Consider the following 21,602-nt stretch of genomic DNA (forward strand, 5'->3'; position numbering starts at 1 on the left):
GGCGGGCGGTTTCTGTGGTGACGGCTGCGCCCACGCCTCCGGCATGGAAACCGCTGCTGCCAACATGCCAAGCCCTGAGAACGCCATCATGCGGCGTCGATCCATGTTCACCATCGTGGCCGACGATAACAGGATTCGCCGAGCGCGGTCCGGGAGCGTGGACGTGGCCGCTAGGGACGGGCACGCAGTGAGTCGCGATCAGGTGCCAGCATCGAGGAGGCCAGACCCCGCGCGGCTAGCTCCTCGGGGAGGGGATTGCCGGTGGCGAGCGCCGCCCCCACTCGAGCAAGGGCGGGGGCCATCTGGATGCCGTAGCCGCCCTGGGCGGCGTACCAGAAGAAGCCCTCGACATCCGGGTCTTCGCCCACGACTGGACTGCGGTCGGAGGTGAAGGACCGCAGTCCTGCCCAGGCCGAATTCACACTCCGAATGCCGAGAGTGGTCGCCTCATTGATCATCCCGATCGCCCGGGCCATCTCGAGTTCGTCCGGTCGTGGGTCTCCGGGTGACTGAAGTGTCTCGTCGGCGGGCGAGCAGAGGAATTGGGCGCCATCGGGTTTGAAATAGAAGCTGTCGGAGACATCCAGGGTCATGGGAAGCGAGCCGGTGGGATTCGCCTGCGGTGCGGACACCATGAACGCGGTGCGTCGAAGTGGCTGGATTCCCACCGGACGAGCACCCATGGTGCGCGCGAGTTCATCGCACCACGCCCCGGCGGCGTTCACGACGGTCGCCGCCTCAAAGGCACGTCCGGAGGAATCCCGCAGGACCCACCTGCCCTGATGGCGGCTGCTGCTCACGATGGGAGCCGACTTGACGATGATTCCGCCGCGCCGGCGGAATCCGCGCACATATCCCTGATGCAGCCCATGGACGTCGAGCTCCATCGGTGTGCGGTCGACCGTCGCCAATCGGATGTGCCCCGGGCGCAGGTAGGGGTTGATCTGCTCGGCGACCGCGCCGTCCACCAGCTCCGTGTGACAACCCTGCCGGGAGGCTTCCCGATGACCTTCCCGAAGTGTGTCCGCATGCGCTTCATCGGCGATGATCAACAACGGCAAGGAGGTCGCGAGTGGAGCCTCGAAACCCTCACGGGGATCGGTGAAGAAATCGCGGCTGGCCGACGTCAACATTCGGATGACGGGATTCCCGTAGTTCTCGATGAAAGTCGCGGCGGACCGTCCGGTCGTGTGGAACGCGAGGGTCGATTCGCGTTCCAGTAATGCGACGGTTCGGTGCTCAGCCAGTTCGTAGGCAATCGATGCGCCCGACATCCCACCGCCGACGACGATGGCGTCGACGGAAAGTTCGGCGTCGATGGATTGGCTCACGTATCCGAGGGTAGGTGGTGACGATCGCCGTATTGTCGAACTGAGTCGCTGAAGCACACAGAGTGGGAGGCCACATGGCGATCACGCTGCCCGACAACTGGGCTGAGGACGTGGGGGAGTTGGCCGACTTCTACCGAGACCTGCATCAGCATCCGGAATTGTCGTTCCAGGAACACCGCACGGCGGGAAAGATCCAGGAGATCATCGCGCCGCTCGGGTTGGAGGTGGCGGCGGGTATCGGTGGTACCGGCGTTGTTGCGGTACTTCGCAACGGAACCGGCCCGGTGGTGTGGCTGCGAGCCGACTTCGACGGGCTCCCGGTGCAGGAGCAGACCGGCCTCCCTTATGCCAGCACCGAGCGCGCCACCAACCCCGATGGCAGGGATGTTCCGGTCATGCATGCGTGCGGGCACGATATGCACGTCACCGCGCTGGTGGGCGCCCTTCGGCTGCTCAACGAACTCCAGAAGCAATGGTCGGGAACGGTAGTCGCGGTCTTTCAGCCCGCCGAAGAAGTGGGCGGCGGCGCGAAGGCGATGATCGCTGACGGCATCCTCGATCGGTTCCCCAGGCCCGAGGTCGTTCTCGGTCAGCACGTCGGCCCGCTGCCGGCGGGGATGATCGCGTACAAGACGGGCACGGCGCTCGCGGCCTCGGATTCCCTCAAGATGCAGCTGTTCGGCCGGGGTGGGCATGGCTCGCAACCGGAATCGACAATCGATCCGGTGGTGATGGCCTCGAATGTGGTGCAGCGGCTGCAGACCATCGTGTCGCGCGAGCTGTCCCCGTTCGAGCCCGCGGTGGTCACTGTCGGATACCTGCACGCCGGGGCGAAGGACAACATCATTCCCGACGACGCCGAACTCGGCATCAACGTCCGTACCTTCACCGAGGACGTCCGCACAAAGACGTTGGCCTCCATCACGCGGATCGCGCAGGCCGAGTCGACGGCCTCGGGTGCCGACAAGGAACCGGCGGTGACCTCAATGCACACCTTCCCGGTCACCGTCGTCGACGATGCCGCGATGCAGGCGATCGCCGCGGTGTTCCGTGAGCACTTCGGTGCCGATCGGGTGATCGAGTCTCCGAATCCGCTGGCAGGCAGTGAGGATGTCGGATTCTTCGGGACTACCGCCGGTGTCCCCACCGCATTCTGGTTTTGGGGCGGGTACACGCAGCAGCGTTTTGAAGATGCCGCGGCGGCCGGAAAACCGGTCCCGTCCAACCATTCCCCGGAGTTCGCGCCAGTCCTGGAACCCACGCTCAGCACCGGGATCGAGGCACTCACCGTGGCGGCGCTGTCACGGCTTACCGCTAGGACGTGATCAGGCCGAGCATCCGTGCTCGCTCCAGGATGATTCGGGCGCGGTTCAGTCGAGGCAGATCGCTACCGTCCTTGGGCTTTCCGCCGTGACTGTTGAACTGTTCGACGAAGTCTCGCGCCCATGACACGTCCTCATCGGAAGGGCTCAGCCCCTTGTTGATGGTGTCGGCATCCGCCGAGTGGAGTGCCAGCTTTCCCGTCATACCCATCTGGCGAGTCAGCGCGACCCCCTCGGCCAACTGGTCCGGGTCACGAGTCGGCCCGTCGATTGGCCCTGGGATATGTGCGGCACGCGAAGCCACTACGAGCTGAGAGCGGCTGTACGCCAAGGCTAACGGGTCTTGCTCGATGCCGATATCGAGCGTGTAGTCGTTGACGCCAAAGGCGATGCGAAAGCAGGGGCGTGCGGCCGCGATGTCGTGTACGCGGGACATGCCGCGCGCGGTTTCGATCAGCGCGATCACCGGAGCTTCGCCACCCAGGCGGTTTGCGGTGTCCCACATGTGGTTTCCGCCCTCGGTCTTGGCGAGTACCACGCCTTTCAGGCCGCGGGCATCGGCGAGAGTCCGGCAGTCGGCCGACCAGAACTCGCTTGATGCGTCGTTGACGCGTACCCAAGCCTGTCCGCCGGAGTTGAGGTATTCCATCACGCGTTCGCGTGCCGGCTGCTTCTCATTGGGTGCGACGGCGTCTTCCAGGTCCAGGATCACCTCGTCGGCATTGGTGGACGTGACGGCGGCGTTGAGGTCAGGCTCGCGCGAGGGGCTCACCAGAAGCCACGAGCGCGAGACCTTCGAGTTCACGGACACGGTGCCAGTATCTCGCAGAGCTACGCCGCTACTGCGGCGTTCTACGCAGCCAGTCCGATTCGCCGTCGACGGGCTGGTTGTCGATCACGACCATAGGCACCCCGGATTTGGGGAAGGCCCGCAGCAGCGGAAGGTTGTTCGCCGCGATGACGCGGGCGTCAAAGGGAACAGGCAAGCCGACCCTGATGAGGTCCTGCGCGACCTGGGGAGCGTTGACATGGTTGGCAAGCTCTGCCAGCTGGTCATTACTGAGGTCGGTGTCCCCTTCTTCCTCGGGCTGCTGATCTTTCGCGTAGAACCGCTGGATGAAGCGCCAGGTCGTATCACTCGACCGTGACTGGTCGGCCACGACGAACGCCGCATAGATCGCGCGGCTGTCGTACGTTCCGCTGGCCGAGTACTTGTCGAGGAAGTCCACGAACCTGAGGTTGATGTGCAGCTTGCCTGATTCCAGGCGCCGCCCGATCTCGTCGCCCTGGCTTTGAACCATCTTTCCGCTGTAGGGGCACAACGGATCCAAGTACAGATCGATCTGCCCGGGAGCCGCCGGATCACCCAGGGAGAGGATGTCTCCGGCAGGTGAGGCATCGGCCGCGTGAGCCAGTCCGGGGTTGGGGCCCCAGACCAGAACCGCGATGAGTAGACCGATGATCGTCGCGAAGCGTTTCACAGCATGCATCGGTCCATCATCGCGTAAGCGGCTACACCTTCCGATTCTCGGACTTGATCAGCCAGGCCAGCTTCTCCAGCCCATCGATGAGCTGATGCAGGATGTCGGCGGTGGTCGGGTCTTCGTCGTCCACCGAATCGTGCACTGCGCGTAGCGTCTTCACCGCAGCGTAGATGCGGGTGGTGATCAGATCGACCACATCACCGGTGCTGCGTTCGTAGGGCGGGAATTCCGGCAGCGTCGTGCTGGCCGCCACCGTGTCCGAACGGCCATCGGGCAATGCGTCGAGTGCACGCATCCGCTCGGCGACGGTGTCGCTGGACTCGCGGGCGAAGTCGACGAGCTCGTCGAGCTGGAGGTGCAGGTCGCGGAAGTTACTTCCCACGACGTTCCAGTGCGCCTGCTTGCCCTGCAGGTGAAGCTCGATCAGGTCGACCAGGACTTGTTGCAGGTGGCCGGCCAATTCCGGTGATGCCTGGAAGTTTGTGACGTCGGATTCGGGGGTGCGGGCTGTAGTACTCATACTTAACACAATCCCATCTAATCTGGATCTATTCCAGATTAGATGGGAAACCTCACACGTCGATGCGCGAGCCCATGATGACTGTGCGGTCCCTGGGCAGTCCGAAATACTCGGCAGCGTCTGCGGTGATATGCGATGTGGCGAGGAACAGCTGCTTACGCCACCGGGCCATCGTCGGTGCTGTGCCCCTCCCAAGTTCCAGTTTCGAGAGGAAGTACGTGGCCTCGTCGATCGGGATGGCTTGTCCCTCGGTCTGCGCGGGGTCGAGTAGCCCCAGTGCGTGGGGGACGTTCGGGGTCTCCATATAGCCGAATCGTGCCGTGACGTGAATGATCCCATCTTCGGCGTATCCGAGATTGTCGATGGTCGTCCGCGCCGCGTCTTCCACACGGGGAACCGGCGATGTCTCGATCGACAGAATCACGACGTGCTCATGCAGCACATGGTTGTGTTCGACGTTGGCGCGCATGGCGAGTGGCGTGGTGTCCTTGCTCCGGTTGAGGAACACCGCGGTGCCGGGAACACGCACCACGTGTGTGGTGTGCTCGTTGAGCTGGTCGACGAACGCGCGTAGTGGGCCTTCGGCCTGTTCGCGGGCGGGGGTCACGATGGTGCGGCCGCGCTCCCATGTCGTCATCACCGTGAACGCCGTCAGCGCGATCAGGAGCGGCAGCCACGCACCATGGACCAGCTTGGTCATGTTCGCCGCCAGGAACAGCAGGTCGATGGTCAGCAATGCACCCGCGCCGAGCAGCAGCAGCCAGAGCGGGGTATTCCAGCGGATGCGGGCGACATAGAAGAACAGCAGGGTCGTGATCGTGATGGTGCCGGTCACCGCCATGCCGAAGGCGTAGGCCAGCGCGGCCGAGGTTTGGAAGGCGAACACCAGCGTCAGCACGGAGACCATCAGCACCCAATTGATCCACGGCACGTAGATCTGGCCGATCGTCGATTCCGAGGTATGGGTAATCCGCAACCGTGGCAGGTAACCGAGCTGAACCGCTTGCGATGCCACCGAATACGCGCCGGTGATCACGGACTGCGAGGCGATCACCGTGGCCGCGGTGGCGAGCAGCACGATGGGCAAACGGGCCCACTCGGGCGTCAACAAAAAGAACGGTGCACTGATGGCGGATTGATCGCCCAGGATCAGGGCGCCCTGACCGAAGTAGCTCAGGGTCAGCGCGGGCAGCGCCAGGCCGAGCCATCCGTAGGTGATGGCCTTGCGTCCGAAGTGCCCCATATCGGCGTACAGCGCCTCCGCACCTGTCACCGAGAGCACCACGGCCGCGAGTGCGAAGAAGGCGATGTGAAAATGCCCGACCATGAAACCGATCGCGTAGGTGGGTGAGAGCGCCCTGAGAATCTCCGGATGCGCGGCGATGCCGGTGATTCCGCAGGCGCCGATCGCCAGGAACCAGAGGATCATCACCGGGCCGAAGAACCGTCCGATGAGGGCGGTGCCGTGGCGTTGCACGGCGAACAAGGCGACGATGATCACCGCGGTGATGGGGACGATCCACGCTTCCAGATCGGGCTGAATGACCTTCACGCCCTCGACTGCCGAGAGCACGGAGATAGCAGGGGTGATCATGCTGTCGCCGAAAAACAGGGCGGCGCCAAAGAGCCCGACGCCGGCCAGCACCAGGGCCCCGCGGCGCCCTTGTTTGCCGCCCCAGCGTGTTAGCAGCGTGATGAGCGCCATGATGCCGCCCTCGCCGTCATTGTCCGCGCGCATCACCAGCGTGACGTAGGTGAACGTCACGATCGCCATCACCGACCAGAAGATCAACGACACGATGCCGTACACGTTGTTCGTGCTTACCGGCACGGGGTGTGGGTCAGCCGGATTGAAGACCGTCTGAATGGTGTAGATCGGGCTCGTGCCGATATCGCCGAACACCACCCCGAGCGCGCCGACGACGACCGCAAGGCGCACGGTGTTCGACGCAGTGGCGGGGTTGTGTGATGACGCGGTCGCAGAGTCGTGCTGCACGGTGCGGTTCTCGTTTCTGCCTCGCCCACCGTGCCGTCCGGTGTGGCTGGTGATGTGGCAGCCAGATATTAGCTCGATCCAGGGCCGCTGGCCCTCCGATAGGCGGCGGACAATTCGGCGCGACTGCTCGCGTGCGAGGCGATGTCTATGCGGGTTACCAGACCGCCGTGGGTTTCCATCCGGATGATGGCGAAGGGATGGCCGCCCGGTGCGATAACCGCACCGGGCTTGCCGTCGATAAGAAGCGACGCCGCCACGGCGATGCGGTCGATGAAGGTGCGCGTCTCCTCGGCAACCGCCCGGGCGCCCCGCACGAGTGTCGCTGTGCCACTGGGGATGAGTGTGCGGTCAACGGTACGGACCACGTCGGGGGCCATCAAGGTGATCAGGAGCTCGATGTCGCCGCCGCGGGCCGCCGACAGGAAGGCATCGACGATCTCCAGCTGGTTCTCGACGTCGCTGACTCTCGCGGGGTCAGCGCCGTGGAGCCGCGATCGCGCCCTACTGGCGAGCTTCTTCGCGGAGACGACGGTTGTATCGAGTACTGCGGCGACGTCTTCGAACGGCACGGAGAACAGGTCGTGCAGGACGTAGGCCACACGCTGCTTGGGGGACAATTCGCCGAGCACCACGACAATCGCACGTGAAACCTGCTCACGCCGTAGGAAATCCTCGTCGGCGGCAAGGCTCGTACCGGGGATGTGGTCGGCAGTCAGTGAAATCTCGCCGCGGCGTTCGCGCGCCCGGAGCTGATCGAGGCAGAGCCGGGCGGTGACGGTGGTAAGCCACCCGCCGAGATTTCCCACCTGATTCAGGTCGGCGGACTGCGCCCGGATCCAGGCGGCCTGCACCGCGTCCTCCGCGTCGTGGTGTGAGCCCAGGATTCGGTGGGCCACGGACAGCAGCCGCGGCCGCGCTGCCGCGAAGTTTTCGATGAGATCCACGAGAGAAGTCACCTTTCCGTCATGTCGGTCGTCAAGAGGGTGAGGTCAACGAAACCGACGAGATAGGAGACATATATGAGCGTACAGATGGTCCGATTCAGCACAGATCCCGAACGGGCGCACGAGGTGGAGGACGCGATCGCGGCGCTGTTCACAGCGGTGCGCGAGGCCGCCCCGGCGGGCATGACGTACACGGCGGGCAGGGTCGGCGACGGTCCCGACTTCGTGTTCCTACTACAGCTCGTCGACGGTCGGGATAACCCGCTCCTGGGTATCCCGGATGCGCTCGACTTCCGCGCCAAGCTCGCGGGATGGACCGCTGAACCTGTGGCACCGCGCCCCTTCACCGTGCTGGGAAGGTATGAGGGCTGATGGCAATACTCGAGGTTGGACTGTTGGTCACGACGGTTCTGTGCGTCATCGCCAATGGACTCGAGGTGGCGGCCAAGGCGGTCAAGGCACAGTTCGTGGTGCAAAACTCCGGAGAGGTCGGATTGGCGCCGCGATGGATTCCGTATCTCGCGGTCGTCGAGGGCGCGGGGGTGGTCGGTCTGGTCATCGGTCTTGCCGGGGTGCGTCCGATCGGCCTTGCCGCGGCAATGGGGTTGGTGGCGTTCTTCATCGGCGCGGTGGCCGCGCACATCCGCAGCAATGTGCTGCACAACATCGCGTTTCCGGCCGTGTTCCTGGCGCTTGCGGCGGGATCCGTGGCCTACTTCGCGCTACCGACTGGTTAGGGTCACGAGGGGCTGGAGTTCACCGGTGCAGGCGGTGCGTACTGGCGATGATCGCGTCGCAGAGTGCCTGCTCGGGTTCGGACAGCACGCTGCGCCGCCGTAGCAGCACGAACTCCAGCTCGCCAAGGTCGGGCAGGCTGTCATCGCTGACTCGGGTAAGACCTTCAGGCAAAAGGGATTCCGCGTGTGCGATGACACCCATACCCGCGAGGGCTGCTGCCCGCAGGCCCAGTTGACTGTCGCTGACGCATGCGATGCGCCAGGTCCGGCCTTCTCGCTCGAGTGCTCGCAACGCGGCGTGCCGAGTCAGGCTGGGCGGGGGATAGGTGACGACGGGTACCGGGTCACGCACGTCCTGGGTGTTGGGCCGCCCTGCCCACACCAGCCTGTCGCGCCACAGCAACTCGCCGTGCTTCTCTCCCGGCAGGCGCTTGGCCACCATCAGGTCCAGCTCGCCCGCGGTCATGCGCGTCTTGAGGTATTCACTCAGTCCGACGACGAGTTCCAGGTCCACCCCCGGATGCGAGTCCTGGAACTCGACAAGCACATCGGGCAGCTCGCGGGCCACTAGGTCGTCGGAGGCGCCGAGCCGGATGAGTCCGGTCAGTTCCGAACTCGCGAAGTAGCGGTCGGCCTGGGTGTGGGCGTCGAGGATCGAGCGCGCGAATCCGACCATCGCGGCGCCGTCCGCGGTCAATGCCAGATTGCGGGTATCGCGGCGGAACAGCTCTCGGCCGGTGGACTGTTCCAGCCGCGCGATATGTCCACTCACCGTGGATTGGCGTAGCCCGAGAATGCGGCCCGCCGAGGTGAACCCGCCCGCACGTTCAACCGTCAGAAAAGTGCGAAGCAGCTCGGGATCCAGCATCGCCATCACGATACTCGTTCAGAGATATCACTTCTATCAACTTTCGCAATCAGTGCCTGTACTCGTACGGTGGCCTGTGTGACTTGGCTGGCCAAACTTCGCATTGACGGCTTCTTGCTGGGGCTGTTCGCTGCCATGGGCATTGGGCTGCTACTCCCGGCCCACGGCGGTGCGGCCGATGTTCTCGAGTGGGCGACCAAGATCGCCATCGGGGTGCTGTTCTTCCTCTACGGGACTCGACTGGAACCGCGCGAGGCACTCGAGGGTCTGAAGCACTGGAAACTGCACACCACGGTGCTGGCCGCGACCTATGTGCTGTTCCCGTTACTAGGGCTGGCGATGCGGCTGCTGGTGCCGTCGGTGCTGACCAGCGACCTTTACACGGGCGTGCTGTACCTGTGCCTGCTGCCATCGACGGTGCAGTCTTCGATAGCCTTCACGTCCATCGCACGCGGCAACGTCGGTGCTGCGGTGGTGAGCGCCTCGCTGTCGAATATGTTGGGCGTCTTCATGACTCCCGTCCTGGTGATGCTGCTCATGCAGACCACCGGGGAGGCGACTGTCTCGCCCACCGCGATCCTGGAGATCGTGGTGCAGCTGCTGCTGCCCTTTGTCGCCGGCCAGTTGTTGCGGCCCAAGCTGTATCGGATTCTGTCCCACGCCACGCTCACCAAAGTTGTTGACCGCGGCTCGGTCTACTTAGTGGTCTATGCGGCGTTCAGCGCCGGGATGGTCGAGCACGTCTGGCAGGGTCTGCAGATCTCTCGGCTGTTGGCAGTCGTCGCTGTCAGCATCGTGCTGCTGGCGGTGGTGCTGGGTGTCACGGCAGGGGCGGCACGGTTGTTGAGGTTTGACCGGGCAGACCGAATCGTCGTTATCTTCTGTGGATCCAAGAAGAGTTTGGCGACCGGATTGCCGATGGCCACTGTGCTGTTCGCGGGACACCCTGTGGGCCTGATTGTGCTACCGCTGATGATCTTCCACCAGATCCAATTGATCACCTGCGCGGCACTGGCCGGGCGGTGGGGGCGGTCCGAGAGTTCCGATGCGGCGGCCGTGGAGGGTGAGACCGTCTCTGCTGCCTGATCTTTGCGTATCGGCAGGCACGCTATCGCCTCGGTCCGGTATTGGATAGCCTGTGATGGCTAGCGCGAGGAGGGCGGTGGAATGCCAGAAGGCGACACGGTTTTCCGAACGGCGCGGCGCCTGGCCGATGCACTGACCGGCCGGGTGCTCACTGGCTGCGATATCCGTGTTCCACGCTTCGCAACCGTCGATTTGAGTGGGGAACGCGTTGACGGCGTGGTTGCACGCGGAAAACATCTCTTCATTCGCGTTGGTTGGGCCAGCATTCACTCGCACCTGAAAATGGATGGCAGCTGGCGGATCGTGCCCGTTCAGGGGTCCGTATCTACGTGGGACCATCGAATCAGAGCGGTACTGACGACAGCCGACTCGGTGGCCCTCGGGATCAGCTTGGGGGTTGTGGATGTGGTCAAACGGGAACGAGAAAACGACATCGTGGGCCATCTAGGCCCGGATCTTCTTGGCGCAGATTGGGATTCGGCCGTCGCGTTGGAGCGATTGATAGCGCGAGCAGATGATGAGCTGGGTGCGACGCTTCTCGACCAGAGGGTCATGGCGGGCATTGGCAACGTGTATTGCAACGAACTGTGTTTTCTGGCCGGGTTGCTGCCCACAACGCCGGTGAGAGGCCTCGCTGATCCCGCGCGTCTCGTCGAGCGTGCCCATGCGATGTTGTCTGCGAACAAGGACAACCACCGCAGGACAACAACCGGTGACCCGCGGCCCGGCCGTGAGCTGTGGGTTTACGGTCGGTATGGAAAGCCGTGCCGCCGTTGCGGAACCCGGATCTCACGTGACCGGGCCCTGCCGCGCGTGGCGTATTGGTGCCCTAGTTGCCAGCAGTGACGGGCCACCGTGTACGCGGGCGTCCGCAGCGCCCAGCTGTCGGAGGGCTGGCTTAAAGTTCATCCAATGATGCTGCGGCGGTGGAGGCGTAAGGCGATTAAGGCAAGACGCCGCCTGTCGCGCGCATTGGTCGCGCTGATCATCGTGGTGTTGGCTGGTCCGGTCATTGCGCTGATTGTGTGGCCCGGCGTCCTGGTGTACCGGAACACGGGAGACCCAGCGCTCGCCGCGCTGGCGCAGGTGGCGTATCTGGCATCGCCCTATGCCGTGTATCTGATCTTGCGGGGTGCGGGATGGGCTCTGCGAGGGCTGGGCGATGCGATCACCCGGCGCCGATATGAGGCCAAGCTGCGCCGGTACACGACGCTGTCGGGGCTTTCCGAGATCGACGAGATGTCTGGCCTTGATTTCGAGACGTTCGTCGCGGCCCGCATGTATGGCGCCGGATGGCATATCGAGACCACCTCCGCGTCCAGCGATTACGGCGTTGACCTGATAGCCACGAATCGGCGCGATGTCGTCGCCGTCCAGTGCAAGCGTTATTCAAAGACCGTGGGTGTCAGGGCCGTTCAAGAGGTCGTCGCGGGTGCGCGGCACTACGACTGCACGCGCGCCATGGTGGTCAGCAACCAGGATTTCACCAGGCAGGCTCAGACGCTGGCCGCGACCAGCAAGTGTGAACTCATCGGCCGCGATCGCCTTCCGCGCTGGCTGAATCAGGGCGAGGTACCCGCCTTTTCGAACGCCGCACCGCCCAGATGACCACCAGCAGCGCCATACCGAAGAGCGGATAGCCCATAGCGATACGGGCGAAGGCCAGCCAGCCCACTGAGTCCTGGGCGTACAACCATTCCTGCACAACGAATCTGGACGCGAACACCGTCGCTAGCGCCAGAGTCGCCACCGCGAAGCCGAACCGCGACGGCCTATCGTCGCGCCAGTGCTGCCCAGTGCCGGTGACACCGTGCCAGATCACTCCCGCAAGTGGCCAGCCCACCAGCGCCGAGGCCAGGAAGACCGCTGCGGCGATGAGATTGGTCCAAATGCCCATGAGAAAAAAGCCTTTGGCCGAACCGACCTGATAGGCGATGGCCGCTGAGATGGCAACCCCGAACAGCCCGGAGATCGCGGGTTGCAGCGGCTGGTTGCGTAACCACCGCCAAGCGGCAACCGCCGCTGCCGTCGCGATGGATATCCAGATCGCTCCGGCTAAACCAAAAGAACTGTTGCCCAAGGCAAACGTCAGACTGGGTAGACCGGCGTAGACGAGACCGGACAGACCACCTGCCTGTTCGAGCAGGGTGGGCTTGCGCTCGTCCAGCTCGGAAACCTCGGTCACCGTACCTGCCGTCCACCCAGATGCCGGGCCAGGAATCGTTCCGTCGCGCGGAACAGGTCGATCTGGTTCTCCGGGTTCAGGAACCCGTGTCCCTCATCGGCCTTGACCATGTACTCAACCTCGACACGACGAGCACGCAGAGCTGCCACAATGTTGTCGGATTCGGCCTGGACCACGCGAACATCATTGGCGCCCTGTGCAACTAACAGCGGAGTGCGGATCTGATCCACCCGGCTGATGGGCGATCGGGCGAGCATATCGGCTTCCTGCTCCGGCACGGCGGGATCGCCGACGTACCGGTACCAGTTGTTGGTCAGGTTCGGCCGCACGAACGGCGGAAGGGTCCGCATGAAGTTCGCGAGATCCGAGATGCCCACGTAGTCGATGGCGGCTGCGAAGACATCGGGGGTGAAGGTGACCCCAACCAGTGCGGAGTACCCGCCGTACGAGCCGCCGAAGATCGCGACGCGGCCCGGATCCGCGTAGCCCTGCTTGACTGCCCAGTCGACGGCGTCGATCAGATCGTCGTGCATCCTGCCCGCGAACTCGCCGATAGCCGCCTTCGTGAATGCCTTGCCATAGCCGGTGGATCCGCGGAAGTTGACCTGCAGCACCGCGTATCCACGGTTGGCCAGGAACTGCACGGACGGATCGAATCCCCAGCTGTCACGGTGCCACGGACCACCGTGGACCACCAGCACCAGGGGAAGTCCCGCGGGTTCCACCCCAACGGGCAGGGTCAGGTAGGAGTGCAGATCCAAACCATCGCGCGAGGCGATCGTCACGGGCGTCATGGGCGCCAGGTCCGCCGGATCCAGGTGCGGGTACGGACGGAACAGCCGTCGGCTTTCGCCCTTTTCGTGGTCGTAGAAATAGGTGACTCCGGGCTCCCGGTCATGCGTAAAACTGGCCACCCAGCGTTGGCCGCTCTCGTCGGACGAAATTTCCGCGAGGTCTCCGTCCGAGAGTTCCTGGAGCTTTTCCAACACCGGAGCGAAATCCCGATCGAGGACCCGGATTTCTTGCCGCTCGCCGAGATACCGGACAGCCAGCAGCTCGCCGGTCTTTCGATGCCGGATCAGCGACGGCGCCAGGCCCAGGGCAGCGGAAAGGTCGAACGCCGGATGGCTGTCGACGACCGACTCCTCACCGGTGGCCAAGTCGAGCCGGACCAGGCGCGTGCGATCGGTGTCACGGCTGGAGCCCATCCACAACCCGGTACCGTCCGGCGTCATCTGGGTCGGGTGCATACCCACCGGGTAGTCCGCGCCGTTGTATACGACGAGAGGCTCCAGCGCCCCGGACTCGTAGCGGGAGAACTCGATATCTCCTGCAGGTGTCAGCGATTGCGTGAAGACCTCGTGATGAGGGCCGCAGAACCAGGCCATGACGTCGCCGGGGTTCTCGGCGAGCATGGTCAGCTCACCAGATGCGATATCGAGCTCGTAGAGGTCGATATGGTCGATTCGACGGTGGTTCAGCTGGACGAACAACTTTCCGGGGCGGCCGGGTGGTTGCTCCAGGCCCAGCAGTCGCACGCCGGGAAACGGAGTCAGATCGGTGGCCGGTGCGTCGGTATCGTCCAAGTCGACCCGATACAGATGCCAGTTCTCGTCACCGCCGGAGTCCTGCACATATAGCAGCCAGCGCGGGTCGTCGACCCAGAGAAATCCCGTGACGCTTCGGGTTTCGTCGCGGGTGACGCACTGCGCGTCGGCGGGGCCGTTGCCATCGACGGCCTGTACCCATACGTTGAGACGATTCTTCCGCGGCGCCAGGTACGCGATCTTGGTTCCGTCTGGCGAGATCGACGCGGACGTGCGAACCGGCGGATCGAAGAACTCCTCGACGGTGATGAGCTTGGGCAGCGCCATTGTGTTCCTCTCGGTATATCGAAGTAACACCAGGAGAAACTATGCCGCTACGGCACAGTCAACTGTCGTGTGGCTGACCTGCTGAACGGTGCCCGAATTGTCGCGATGAGGTGCTGGCGGTTGACGATCAAACCGGCGATCGCCAAGACGCCGTATACACCGCACAGGATGAGCCGGCCGTGGGTTGAGGTGATGGGGAACTGGATCACGAACAGTGCCAGCAGCGCCCACGCGGTACCGCGGTGGAACCGCAGGGCGAGGATCAGGGCCACGCCCATCATGGTTTGCGTTGCGGTGAGCAGGGTTTCTTCGACCTGACGGGCATCGAGTACCAGGGAGTACCCGCCGCCGCCCGCGAGATGGGCGATCGGCAGTGAACCGATCAGGAGGGTCCACTGGTTGACCTTTGACGAGATCAACGTCGCGATGGCCGCGGTTCCCTTGCCGCGGGCGGCGAAAATCGCGGCGATGATGAACTCGGGTGCTTCCGATGCCAGCGGTGCGAGCCACTGCACCAGGAGGAACTGGTCGATACCCAATTGTGTTCCGGCGCTTACCAGGCTGTTGGCGAAGGGCTCGGCGCATAACAGGATGATCGATGCGGCGAGTATGAACATCGTGACGACGGTGCTGCGTCGCATGTGCTTGGGCAGCATGCCAATGGCCGCGGCTGTGCCTACCAGATCCGGTTCCTCGGCTTCGCCGCGGCTGATCGTAAACAGATAGAACCCGAACCACGCCAGCAGCGCAACGCCCAGCACGAGGTGAATCTGCCCGCTCGCCGGAATGACAAACGCCACCACCCCGGCCACGAGCAGGAAGCCAAGCTCGATGCGGTTAGAGGGCGCCAATGACAGCAGGTTGGTGGAGCGTCCGGATGTCTTGCGGGCCACCGCGAGTGCGATGAGAACAACGACGGGCCAGCCCAGACCCATCAACAGCCTGTTTGAGCCGGTCATGTTTGCGGCGGCGTATTGGCTGTACTCGGGGACCTGGCCGGAGATGTAGGCGTAGTAGAGATCGACGGCATACTCGGGCAGCACCGCGATCAAGGCCAGCACCGCGATCGCCAGGCCACCGGAGACGTCAATCTGCGCGGCCTCTGCCGCCCACGCCAAGACAAAACTGGCGGCCACTACCGCGGCGCCATAGATGACGAGAGCCGCTACGGGATTGGGGTGCAACCCGCCGATCCGTGTGACGAGTGCCGGGGCCATGAACAGCGCCGTGATGAACACCGACCGAAGGAGCTGGCGACGCAACCCGCCGAGCACTGCGGGCGTACTAGCGGTGGTCTGCACGGGATCCTCTCTCGGGTCGGGCAGGGACATGGCTGAGCCCTGCTGATCGGGTCGCAGACACAAGTTAGCACCGTCAGGCACGCTCAGCAACAGATTGATATCCCTGCGTGATGCTAGTGAAACTCGAAAATTACCAGCTAGTAGGCCCCTTGACGAAGTTTTCGGTAACCCTAATGTCAATGTGTGGCAAACCGGATGGCGCGCGGTGTCGGGTCGTTGCTGATGAGGGGAGGGTTTCGCGTGTTGACCATGCCGTAGCGGCATAGTGTCGAGTGGCGGTTATGTCCGTGGATGCAGAAGGAGTGACGGTGGGCTGGAGCACACGGGAGCTTGCCGAGCTCGCCGGCACTAGCCTGCGTTCAGTACGCCACTACCACGACATCGGCTTGCTCACTGAGCCCGAACGCCGCTCCAACGGCTATAAGAGCTATGGCGTCGCGCATCTGGTCCGGGTCCTGCAGATCAGGCGCCTCACGGGGCTGGGGCTTTCCCTGAAGCAGATCGCCGAGATGGATGAAGCCAACGAGGACCCGCGCGAGGCACTGCGCGCGCTCGATGCGGAGCTGGTTGGCACTATCGAGCGCCTGCAGCGGGTGCGCGACGAGCTCGGACAGATATTGGCCAGCGAGGTGGCGGCGGATATGCCGCCCGAATTCGGCTCCGCAGCAGTCAATATGGAACTCTCCGATACCGACCGGTCACTCGCGTTCGTCATGTCCAGGGTGCTCGGTCCGGTGGGGCTGCAGGCGTTCATCGGGATGTTCCTGGATCAGCAAGACCGAGACCTCGATCACGAGCTGGAAAATCTGGCGGCCGACGCTGACGAGCAGACGCGTGTCGATCTCGCCGCGCGGATGGCCCTCCACACCCGGAAGTTGTACGCGGATCATCCGGGAATGCTCAACTCGACCGCGGACGCTCCACGCGGTCAACAGTTCGCCGAGCGCACTGTGGCTCAGGCGCTGTTGGATCTGTTCAATCCGGCACAGCTCGACGTGCTGATTCGTGTGGGTGCCGCGATCAGATCAGCGCCGGATTAAGCGGTTCGGCCCCAAAATCAGCGGCTGGGTTGTGGGATATCGCATTGGCTGACCGTTGGATTGAGTCCCGCGTAGTTGAGGGGGCCGGCAAGCACGGTCAATGCGATTGTGCCCGCGCTGGCACAAGTTTGCGGGCTGTCGGTGAAGTATCCGCGTTGTGCGACGGCGATCGCCCCCACGATCAGCCACACCGTCAACAGTATTCCGGCGTAGCGCATGGCGTTCTCCCTGTTCTTTCAGCCAGCAAGTCAGTAGTAGTGGCGGCGGCCACCGACGGCGTGTCCCATGCGGCCCGCGACCATCAGGATCAGGCCGATGACGATGAGTACGACCCCGCCTGTCCATAGCCACCCGATGTTGAGGATGAAACCGGCGGCCAACAGGATGGCTCCGAGGATGATCATGTGGTCCCCACCTCGTTCAGTGCTGGGTTCTCAGGCTGATGATTTGTTTACGATGTCAACCATACGCCGCTAGCGCCTTTCGCGGGGGATATTGAAGAATCGCTCGCCGTGCGCTTCGCGGGTCTAGAACTTCTGTTAATCCTGTTGTTCGACAACGGAATTAGTGATGCCGTTATGGCAACTGCTTGAGTGCGGCATGTGCGGCGTGCACACCGCACATGCCGTGCGCGCCAGGGCCTGGCGGTGTTGCCGCGGAACAGATGAACAGCCCCGGGGTGCCGAGGCTGTAGGGGTTCAGTCCGACTCGGGGCCCGAACACCAGCTGTCGGATGTCCTTGGCGCCCGTCATGATGTCCCCGCCCACGTAGTTGGCGTTATACACCGACATCTCCGTCGTCGAGCGCACCGCAGTGCCGACAATGCGCTCGCGGAAACCGGGTGCGAACCGTTCTATCTGGCGGATGATCGCCTCGGTGGCGTCTCCGCCGTAACCGGAAGGTACGTGCGCGTACGTCCAAAGCGGGTGGATAGCACCGGCCGAGCGCTGCGGATCGGCAAGATACTGCTGACCGACAAGGACGAAGGGGTGCTCCGGCATGACGCCCGCATGGATCTGCCGCTCGGTGGAGGCGACCTCGGCGTAGGTGCCGCCGAGGTGGACGGTGCCTGCGCGGTGGGCAGCGGGTGTGGTCCACGGAACCTCGCCGTCGACGGCGAAGTCGACCTTGAAGGCGCCAGGCCCGTGCCGGAACCTGGTGAACGCACGGGTGACACTCGCGGGCAGTCGATGACCGAGAATCTTTGCGACAGAGCCCGGTTCAAGATCGAATAGCGTCAGATCGGCGTCCGGAAGCTGCGCGGCGTCGTCGATGCGAACCCCTGTGCACACCCGGCCACCCAGCTCGGTCAGGGTTGCGGTCATGGCCCGGACGAGAGAACCGGTGCCGCCGGAGACAACTGGCCAGCCGTATCGGTGTCCGGCGGTCATGATTCCGAGGCCGACCGCGGCTGTCATCGGATAGTGCAATGGCCGGAAGGCATGTGCGGCGACCCCGCCGTACAGGGCGCGCGCCGACTCGGTGCGGAGCAGACGCGCGATGATGGAAGCGGGCAGCGCCGCCGGCAGTCCGAATCGCGCCATCTGCACCGGGTGGTGGGGCACACGCAACAGCGGCGCCGTGATGTCCTCCACGAGGGTCTCGAAATGCCGCGAGGGATAACCGAACAGCGCACGCCAACGGTTGCCATCACGCCCCATCAACGTGGCCGTGTCATCCACCGACCGGTACAGGACGCCCGCGGAGCCGTCGTCGAGCGGATGCACGCAGTCGATCTCGGGCAAAAGCCAGCGCACACCGTGACGAGCCAGATCCAGACTGGTCAAGAAGGAAGAACCGATGGCCATCGGGTGGGTGGCCGCGCAGTGGTCATGGATGAGTCCTGGCTCGAGCATCTCCGAGGAACGGCAACCGCCCCCGGGTGCATCAGTGGCCTCCAACACAGTGACAGAGATCCCTGCACGGGCGAGGGTAATTGCTGCGGCAAGTCCATTGGGGCCGCTGCCGACGACCGTCGCGACGCTCATCGGATCGTCGCGCCACGGGCGCGTACGCCACGAAATACACAGGTAATCAATGAATTACAGTCGACCTGCACCGTGACATCCACCTCCGTCGGCTCCCTCACCAGAGTCTACAAACTCGGCCACCGCATGCTTGGCTGGCCGTCTCAGGCATCGGTAGGGGCAGTTGACGAAACTGTAAACGTAGTGCAAATTTTGTCCCTGTGGCGGTACTCGGTGAGCGGGCAGGAATCGGTGACCTTGTGGAACAGCTGCATGGTCGACATCCAAACCTGAGTCGCGAGATCGTGGAGGCGGTGGTACGTGCCGAACACTCCCGCTTCGACGACAGCCCACTGCGTGACTATGTTCCGCTGTTGGTCGAGCGGCGCGCGCGCGAGGAACTGGCCCTGCTCAGCGTGTAGCCCATCTATCGATCGGGTGTCATTTCGGCTCCGTGGATTGCCGCGCGTATCGCATGCTCAACGGCGCTATTCGCGATGAAGAGCATCTCGTCCCCAGCCTCCAAGACGTCCTCAGGCTTGGGCAGCACGACGGTTCCGTTCCGGATCACAGTGACCAATGCGGTGTTCGGCGGCAGCTCCAGGTCGGCCACGCGCTGTCCAACTAAGGGATTGTCCTCGGGCAGAGTCAGTTTCGTCAGGCCCGCGCTTCCTTCACGCAGCCCCATGAGACGTACCAGGTGACCGATGTCGATCGCACCCTCGATGCCCGCCACCATGGCGCCGGGTGTGGAGACCGCAACGTCGATGCCCCAGGCCTGACCGAACAGTCCCTGGTTGCGAATGTCGTTGATGCGGGCGACGACCCTGGGCACGCCGAACTCGGTCTTGGCCAGCAGTCCCACGACGAGATTGGCCTTGTCGTCACCGGTGGCGGCGACCACGACATCACATGTCTCGATCCCCGCATCTTCCAAGGTGTCGAGCTCGCATGCGTCGGCGTTGAGCCAATCCGCCCCGGGCACGGCCTGTGGTTCGAAGTTACTGCGCTCGCGTTCGATCAACAGGATTTTGTGGCCGTAGTCGAGCAGCTCGCGCGCCACGGAACGGCCGACCTTGCCCGCGCCCGCGATCGCGACTCGCATCTTCCGTTCCGCCACCCCGCTATCGTGCCCTATTAATCGGAGTCGATCGACGGGAACGAAGTGAGCCTGCACCAGCTGTACCTGGCTTTGCTCATTGGCGGGCTCGTGCTGCTCGCGAGCATTGTCGGCACCCGGGTGGCCACGCGCATCGGATTTCCCAGCCTTCTGTTCTTCCTCTTGGTAGGTGTCGTGCTCGGAGAGGACGGGCTTGGCCTCGAGTTCGATAACGTCGAGCTGGCTCGGAACGTGTGTACCGCGGCGCTTGCGGTCATCCTTGTCGAGGGCGGTTTGACCACGCGGTTCTCCGATATCCGCAAGGTGCTCGCACCCGCTGGCGCGATGGCCACCGCCGGTGTTGTCATCAGCACGGTCGTGACCGCGGTGGGTGCGCATGTGCTGTTGCGTATGGATTGGCAGCTGGCCTTGTTGTTGGGCGCCATTGTGTCCTCCACCGATGCCGCGGCGGTGTTCTCGGTTCTGCGAGTGCTGCCCCTGCCACGCCGGGTCGCCGGACTGCTGGAGGCGGAGTCGGGGTTCAATGATGCCCCCGCCGTGATTCTCGTCCTGATGTTCAGCGTCGTGCCCTTCGTGTTCGAGCCGAAAAGCGCCGTGATTCAGATCGTCTACGAGCTGCTGGCGGGTTCGGCGATCGGTCTGTTGTCCGGTTTCCTGGGGGCCATGGCGCTGCGCCGGGTTGCCCTGCCCGCGTCGGGCCTGTATCCGATTGCGACATTCGGTATCGGGTTGGTTGCTTTCGCGGCCTCCGGCAGCGTGCACGCCAGCGGTTTCATCGCCGCCTATCTGGCCGCGGTGGTGCTGGCCAATTCTGGTCTGCCGCATCGGTCTGCCACCCGATCGTTCGCCGAGGGTCTCGGCTGGCTGGCGCAGATAGGCCTTTTCGTCCTGCTCGGCTTGTTGGTCAATCCCAGCGAGCTGATGGATGACTTGGTTCCCGCGATCGTTATCGGGCTCGTGCTCTTGCTGGTGGCCCGGCCGCTGTCGGTGGTGGGATCACTTGCCGGATTCGGTATCCCGTGGCGCGAGCAGGCTTTTCTGTCCTGGGCCGGACTGCGTGGTGCGGTCCCCGTCGTACTCGCCACTTTCCCGATCGTGGAGGGCGTGCCCGACAGTTACCGCTTGCTCAATATCGTCTTCGTTTTGGTGGTGGTCTTCACCCTTATCCAGGGACCGAGCCTGCGGCCCGTCGCGCACCTTCTGGGATTGATCACGCGCGAGACGACCCGTGAAATTCAGGTCGAGGCAGCACCTTTGGATGTGCTGGATGCGGAGCTGCTCACCATGAAGGTGCAACCGGGATCCCGGCTGCGCAACGTCACCATCCTCGAACTACGACTGCCCGACCCGGCAGTCGTCACCCTGATCATCAGGCAGGGCAATACCTTCGTCCCGCTGCCCGACACCCGGATCGAGTCGGACGACGAACTGATGATCGTCACCACCAGTAAGACCCGGGCATTGACCGAGTCGCGCCTGCGCGCGGTCAGTAGGCGCGGCAAGCTCGCCTACTGGTTCGACGAGTACGGGGATGTCGGCTGATCCGCGGGATACTGTCAAGGGGCCGTCAGGAATTGGGGTTGCGTTGACGCGCAGCACCACTCGGGCATACAGTACCGATCGTTAGCACCTCGCTAGGCGAGGCTCCTGCACGAACACAGGCCACTGATCCGACGACGTCGAGAGACGCCCAGGGTTAGGACAGATCTCCCCGGCCTAAGGGGTGATCCGAAGTGGCTTCCCGTTGGGATCACGTCGTGCAGTGCCGAAGCTCTGACGAGAGAGGTGGTCCGCCCGTTCGATGGCGGGTGGTTACTCCTCTTGTC

At 63.9% G+C, this 21,602-nt stretch carries 23 protein-coding genes, 1 pseudogene and 1 riboswitch; of the genes and pseudogenes, 9 read left to right on the plus strand and 15 right to left on the minus strand.

Features of this window, described 5'->3' with window-relative positions; translation table 11 throughout:
• Positions 1-114: pseudogene (locus B4400_RS24445) on the minus strand (1,3-beta-glucanase); the annotation flags it as partial.
• A 56-nt stretch (positions 115-170) separates the two neighbouring features.
• On the minus strand, positions 171-1,331 hold the full coding sequence (locus B4400_RS18765) for an NAD(P)/FAD-dependent oxidoreductase (protein WP_078312089.1): 1,161 nt from the start codon (positions 1,329-1,331) through the stop codon (positions 171-173).
• 74 nt (positions 1,332-1,405) lie between these two features.
• Between B4400_RS18765 and B4400_RS18770 the strand changes: the two genes are divergently transcribed.
• Positions 1,406-2,656 carry a M20 family metallopeptidase gene (locus B4400_RS18770; RefSeq protein WP_078312090.1) on the plus strand — a complete coding sequence of 417 codons (1,251 nt, stop codon included), beginning with the start codon at positions 1,406-1,408 and terminating at the stop codon, positions 2,654-2,656.
• Here B4400_RS18770 and B4400_RS18775 read toward each other — a convergent pair.
• From B4400_RS18775 to B4400_RS18795, 5 genes are all read right to left on the minus strand, one after another.
• Positions 2,646-3,458, minus strand: a complete 813-nt coding sequence (locus B4400_RS18775; protein WP_078312230.1) for an HpcH/HpaI aldolase/citrate lyase family protein — start codon at positions 3,456-3,458, stop codon at positions 2,646-2,648. The two genes, B4400_RS18770 and B4400_RS18775, sit on opposite strands and share 11 nt — an antisense overlap.
• A 34-nt stretch (positions 3,459-3,492) precedes the next feature.
• Complete coding sequence (locus B4400_RS18780; RefSeq protein WP_078312091.1) at positions 3,493-4,143, minus strand: DsbA family protein; 651 nt, start codon at positions 4,141-4,143, stop codon at positions 3,493-3,495.
• A 22-nt stretch (positions 4,144-4,165) separates the two neighbouring features.
• Positions 4,166-4,657: a Dps family protein gene (locus B4400_RS18785; RefSeq protein WP_078312092.1), complete on the minus strand. Its 492-nt coding sequence runs from the start codon at positions 4,655-4,657 to the stop codon at positions 4,166-4,168.
• Between the two features lie 52 nt (positions 4,658-4,709).
• Positions 4,710-6,653 (minus strand): potassium transporter Kup, encoded by a 1,944-nt coding sequence (locus B4400_RS18790; RefSeq protein ID WP_078312093.1) that lies wholly within the window; start codon positions 6,651-6,653, stop codon positions 4,710-4,712.
• A 68-nt stretch (positions 6,654-6,721) separates the two neighbouring features.
• On the minus strand, positions 6,722-7,597 hold the full coding sequence (locus B4400_RS18795) for a sigma-70 family RNA polymerase sigma factor (protein WP_078312094.1): 876 nt from the start codon (positions 7,595-7,597) through the stop codon (positions 6,722-6,724).
• A gap of 75 nt (positions 7,598-7,672) precedes the next feature.
• Here B4400_RS18795 and B4400_RS18800 point away from each other — a divergent pair, with 75 nt between their 5' ends.
• Positions 7,673-7,969: a hypothetical protein gene (locus tag B4400_RS18800; RefSeq protein ID WP_078312095.1), complete on the plus strand. Its 297-nt coding sequence runs from the start codon at positions 7,673-7,675 to the stop codon at positions 7,967-7,969.
• Complete coding sequence (locus B4400_RS18805; RefSeq protein WP_078312096.1) at positions 7,969-8,334, plus strand: DoxX family protein; 366 nt, start codon at positions 7,969-7,971, stop codon at positions 8,332-8,334. The genes B4400_RS18800 and B4400_RS18805 overlap by 1 nt, the downstream gene beginning before the upstream one ends.
• A gap of 19 nt (positions 8,335-8,353) precedes the next feature.
• On the opposite strand, the gene B4400_RS18810 is transcribed toward B4400_RS18805, so the two are convergent.
• Complete coding sequence (locus tag B4400_RS18810; protein WP_078312097.1) at positions 8,354-9,208, minus strand: LysR family transcriptional regulator; 855 nt, start codon at positions 9,206-9,208, stop codon at positions 8,354-8,356.
• A gap of 72 nt (positions 9,209-9,280) precedes the next feature.
• Between B4400_RS18810 and B4400_RS18815 the strand changes: the two genes are divergently transcribed.
• The 3 genes from B4400_RS18815 to B4400_RS18825 all read left to right on the plus strand — a co-directional run bounded on the left by B4400_RS18815 (position 9,281) and on the right by B4400_RS18825 (position 11,896).
• Positions 9,281-10,288 carry a bile acid:sodium symporter family protein gene (locus B4400_RS18815; protein ID WP_078312098.1) on the plus strand — a complete coding sequence of 336 codons (1,008 nt, stop codon included), beginning with the start codon at positions 9,281-9,283 and terminating at the stop codon, positions 10,286-10,288.
• An 81-nt stretch (positions 10,289-10,369) separates the two neighbouring features.
• Positions 10,370-11,134, plus strand: a complete 765-nt coding sequence (nei2, locus tag B4400_RS18820) for an endonuclease VIII Nei2 (RefSeq protein WP_078312099.1) — start codon at positions 10,370-10,372, stop codon at positions 11,132-11,134.
• Positions 11,135-11,200: 66 nt separating this feature from the next.
• Positions 11,201-11,896, plus strand: a complete 696-nt coding sequence (locus B4400_RS18825) for a restriction endonuclease (protein ID WP_078312100.1) — start codon at positions 11,201-11,203, stop codon at positions 11,894-11,896.
• Here the strand turns inward: B4400_RS18825 and B4400_RS18830 are convergent.
• Genes B4400_RS18830 through B4400_RS18840 form a run of 3 tightly spaced genes read right to left on the minus strand, consistent with a single transcriptional unit; the run spans position 11,817 to position 15,648 of the window.
• Complete coding sequence (locus B4400_RS18830; RefSeq protein ID WP_078312101.1) at positions 11,817-12,473, minus strand: DUF3159 domain-containing protein; 657 nt, start codon at positions 12,471-12,473, stop codon at positions 11,817-11,819. The two genes, B4400_RS18825 and B4400_RS18830, sit on opposite strands and share 80 nt — an antisense overlap.
• Positions 12,470-14,347: a S9 family peptidase gene (locus tag B4400_RS18835; protein WP_078312102.1), complete on the minus strand. Its 1,878-nt coding sequence runs from the start codon at positions 14,345-14,347 to the stop codon at positions 12,470-12,472. The genes B4400_RS18830 and B4400_RS18835 overlap by 4 nt, the downstream gene beginning before the upstream one ends.
• 47 nt (positions 14,348-14,394) lie before the next feature.
• Entirely contained in the window at positions 14,395-15,648 is a 1,254-nt protein-coding gene (locus B4400_RS18840) for a calcium:cation antiporter family protein (RefSeq protein ID WP_078312231.1), read from the minus strand.
• Between the two features lie 281 nt (positions 15,649-15,929).
• Here B4400_RS18840 and B4400_RS18845 point away from each other — a divergent pair, with 281 nt between their 5' ends.
• Positions 15,930-16,688, plus strand: a complete 759-nt coding sequence (locus tag B4400_RS18845) for a MerR family transcriptional regulator (RefSeq protein WP_078312103.1) — start codon at positions 15,930-15,932, stop codon at positions 16,686-16,688.
• A 17-nt stretch (positions 16,689-16,705) separates the two neighbouring features.
• Here the strand turns inward: B4400_RS18845 and B4400_RS18850 are convergent, their stop codons facing one another.
• The 3 genes from B4400_RS18850 to B4400_RS18855 form a co-directional block, all read right to left on the minus strand.
• Positions 16,706-16,906 (minus strand): hypothetical protein, encoded by a 201-nt coding sequence (locus B4400_RS18850; protein WP_078312104.1) that lies wholly within the window; start codon positions 16,904-16,906, stop codon positions 16,706-16,708.
• 30 nt (positions 16,907-16,936) lie between these two features.
• A complete protein-coding gene (locus tag B4400_RS24450; protein ID WP_134066707.1) occupies positions 16,937-17,092 on the minus strand; it encodes a DUF6131 family protein in 156 nt (51 codons plus the stop codon).
• 172 nt (positions 17,093-17,264) lie between these two features.
• Positions 17,265-18,677 carry a phytoene desaturase family protein gene (locus B4400_RS18855; RefSeq protein ID WP_078312105.1) on the minus strand — a complete coding sequence of 471 codons (1,413 nt, stop codon included), beginning with the start codon at positions 18,675-18,677 and terminating at the stop codon, positions 17,265-17,267.
• 200 nt (positions 18,678-18,877) lie between these two features.
• Between B4400_RS18855 and B4400_RS18860 the strand changes: the two genes are divergently transcribed.
• Positions 18,878-19,078 (plus strand): three-helix bundle dimerization domain-containing protein, encoded by a 201-nt coding sequence (locus B4400_RS18860; RefSeq protein ID WP_078312106.1) that lies wholly within the window; start codon positions 18,878-18,880, stop codon positions 19,076-19,078.
• 5 nt (positions 19,079-19,083) lie between these two features.
• Here B4400_RS18860 and B4400_RS18865 read toward each other — a convergent pair whose 3' ends face one another.
• On the minus strand, positions 19,084-19,761 hold the full coding sequence (locus B4400_RS18865) for a potassium channel family protein (protein ID WP_078312232.1): 678 nt from the start codon (positions 19,759-19,761) through the stop codon (positions 19,084-19,086).
• Between the two features lie 60 nt (positions 19,762-19,821).
• Here B4400_RS18865 and B4400_RS18870 point away from each other — a divergent pair, with 60 nt between their 5' ends.
• Positions 19,822-21,318 carry a potassium/proton antiporter gene (locus B4400_RS18870; RefSeq protein ID WP_078312107.1) on the plus strand — a complete coding sequence of 499 codons (1,497 nt, stop codon included), beginning with the start codon at positions 19,822-19,824 and terminating at the stop codon, positions 21,316-21,318.
• An 81-nt stretch (positions 21,319-21,399) separates the two neighbouring features.
• Positions 21,400-21,568: riboswitch (M-box (ykoK) riboswitch) on the plus strand.
• The last annotated feature ends 34 nt before the right edge of the window (positions 21,569-21,602 follow it).

Origin of the sequence: Mycobacterium sp. D16Q13 (assembly GCF_002013375.1) — a bacterium.
Lineage (GTDB): Bacteria > Actinomycetota > Actinomycetes > Mycobacteriales > Mycobacteriaceae > Mycobacterium.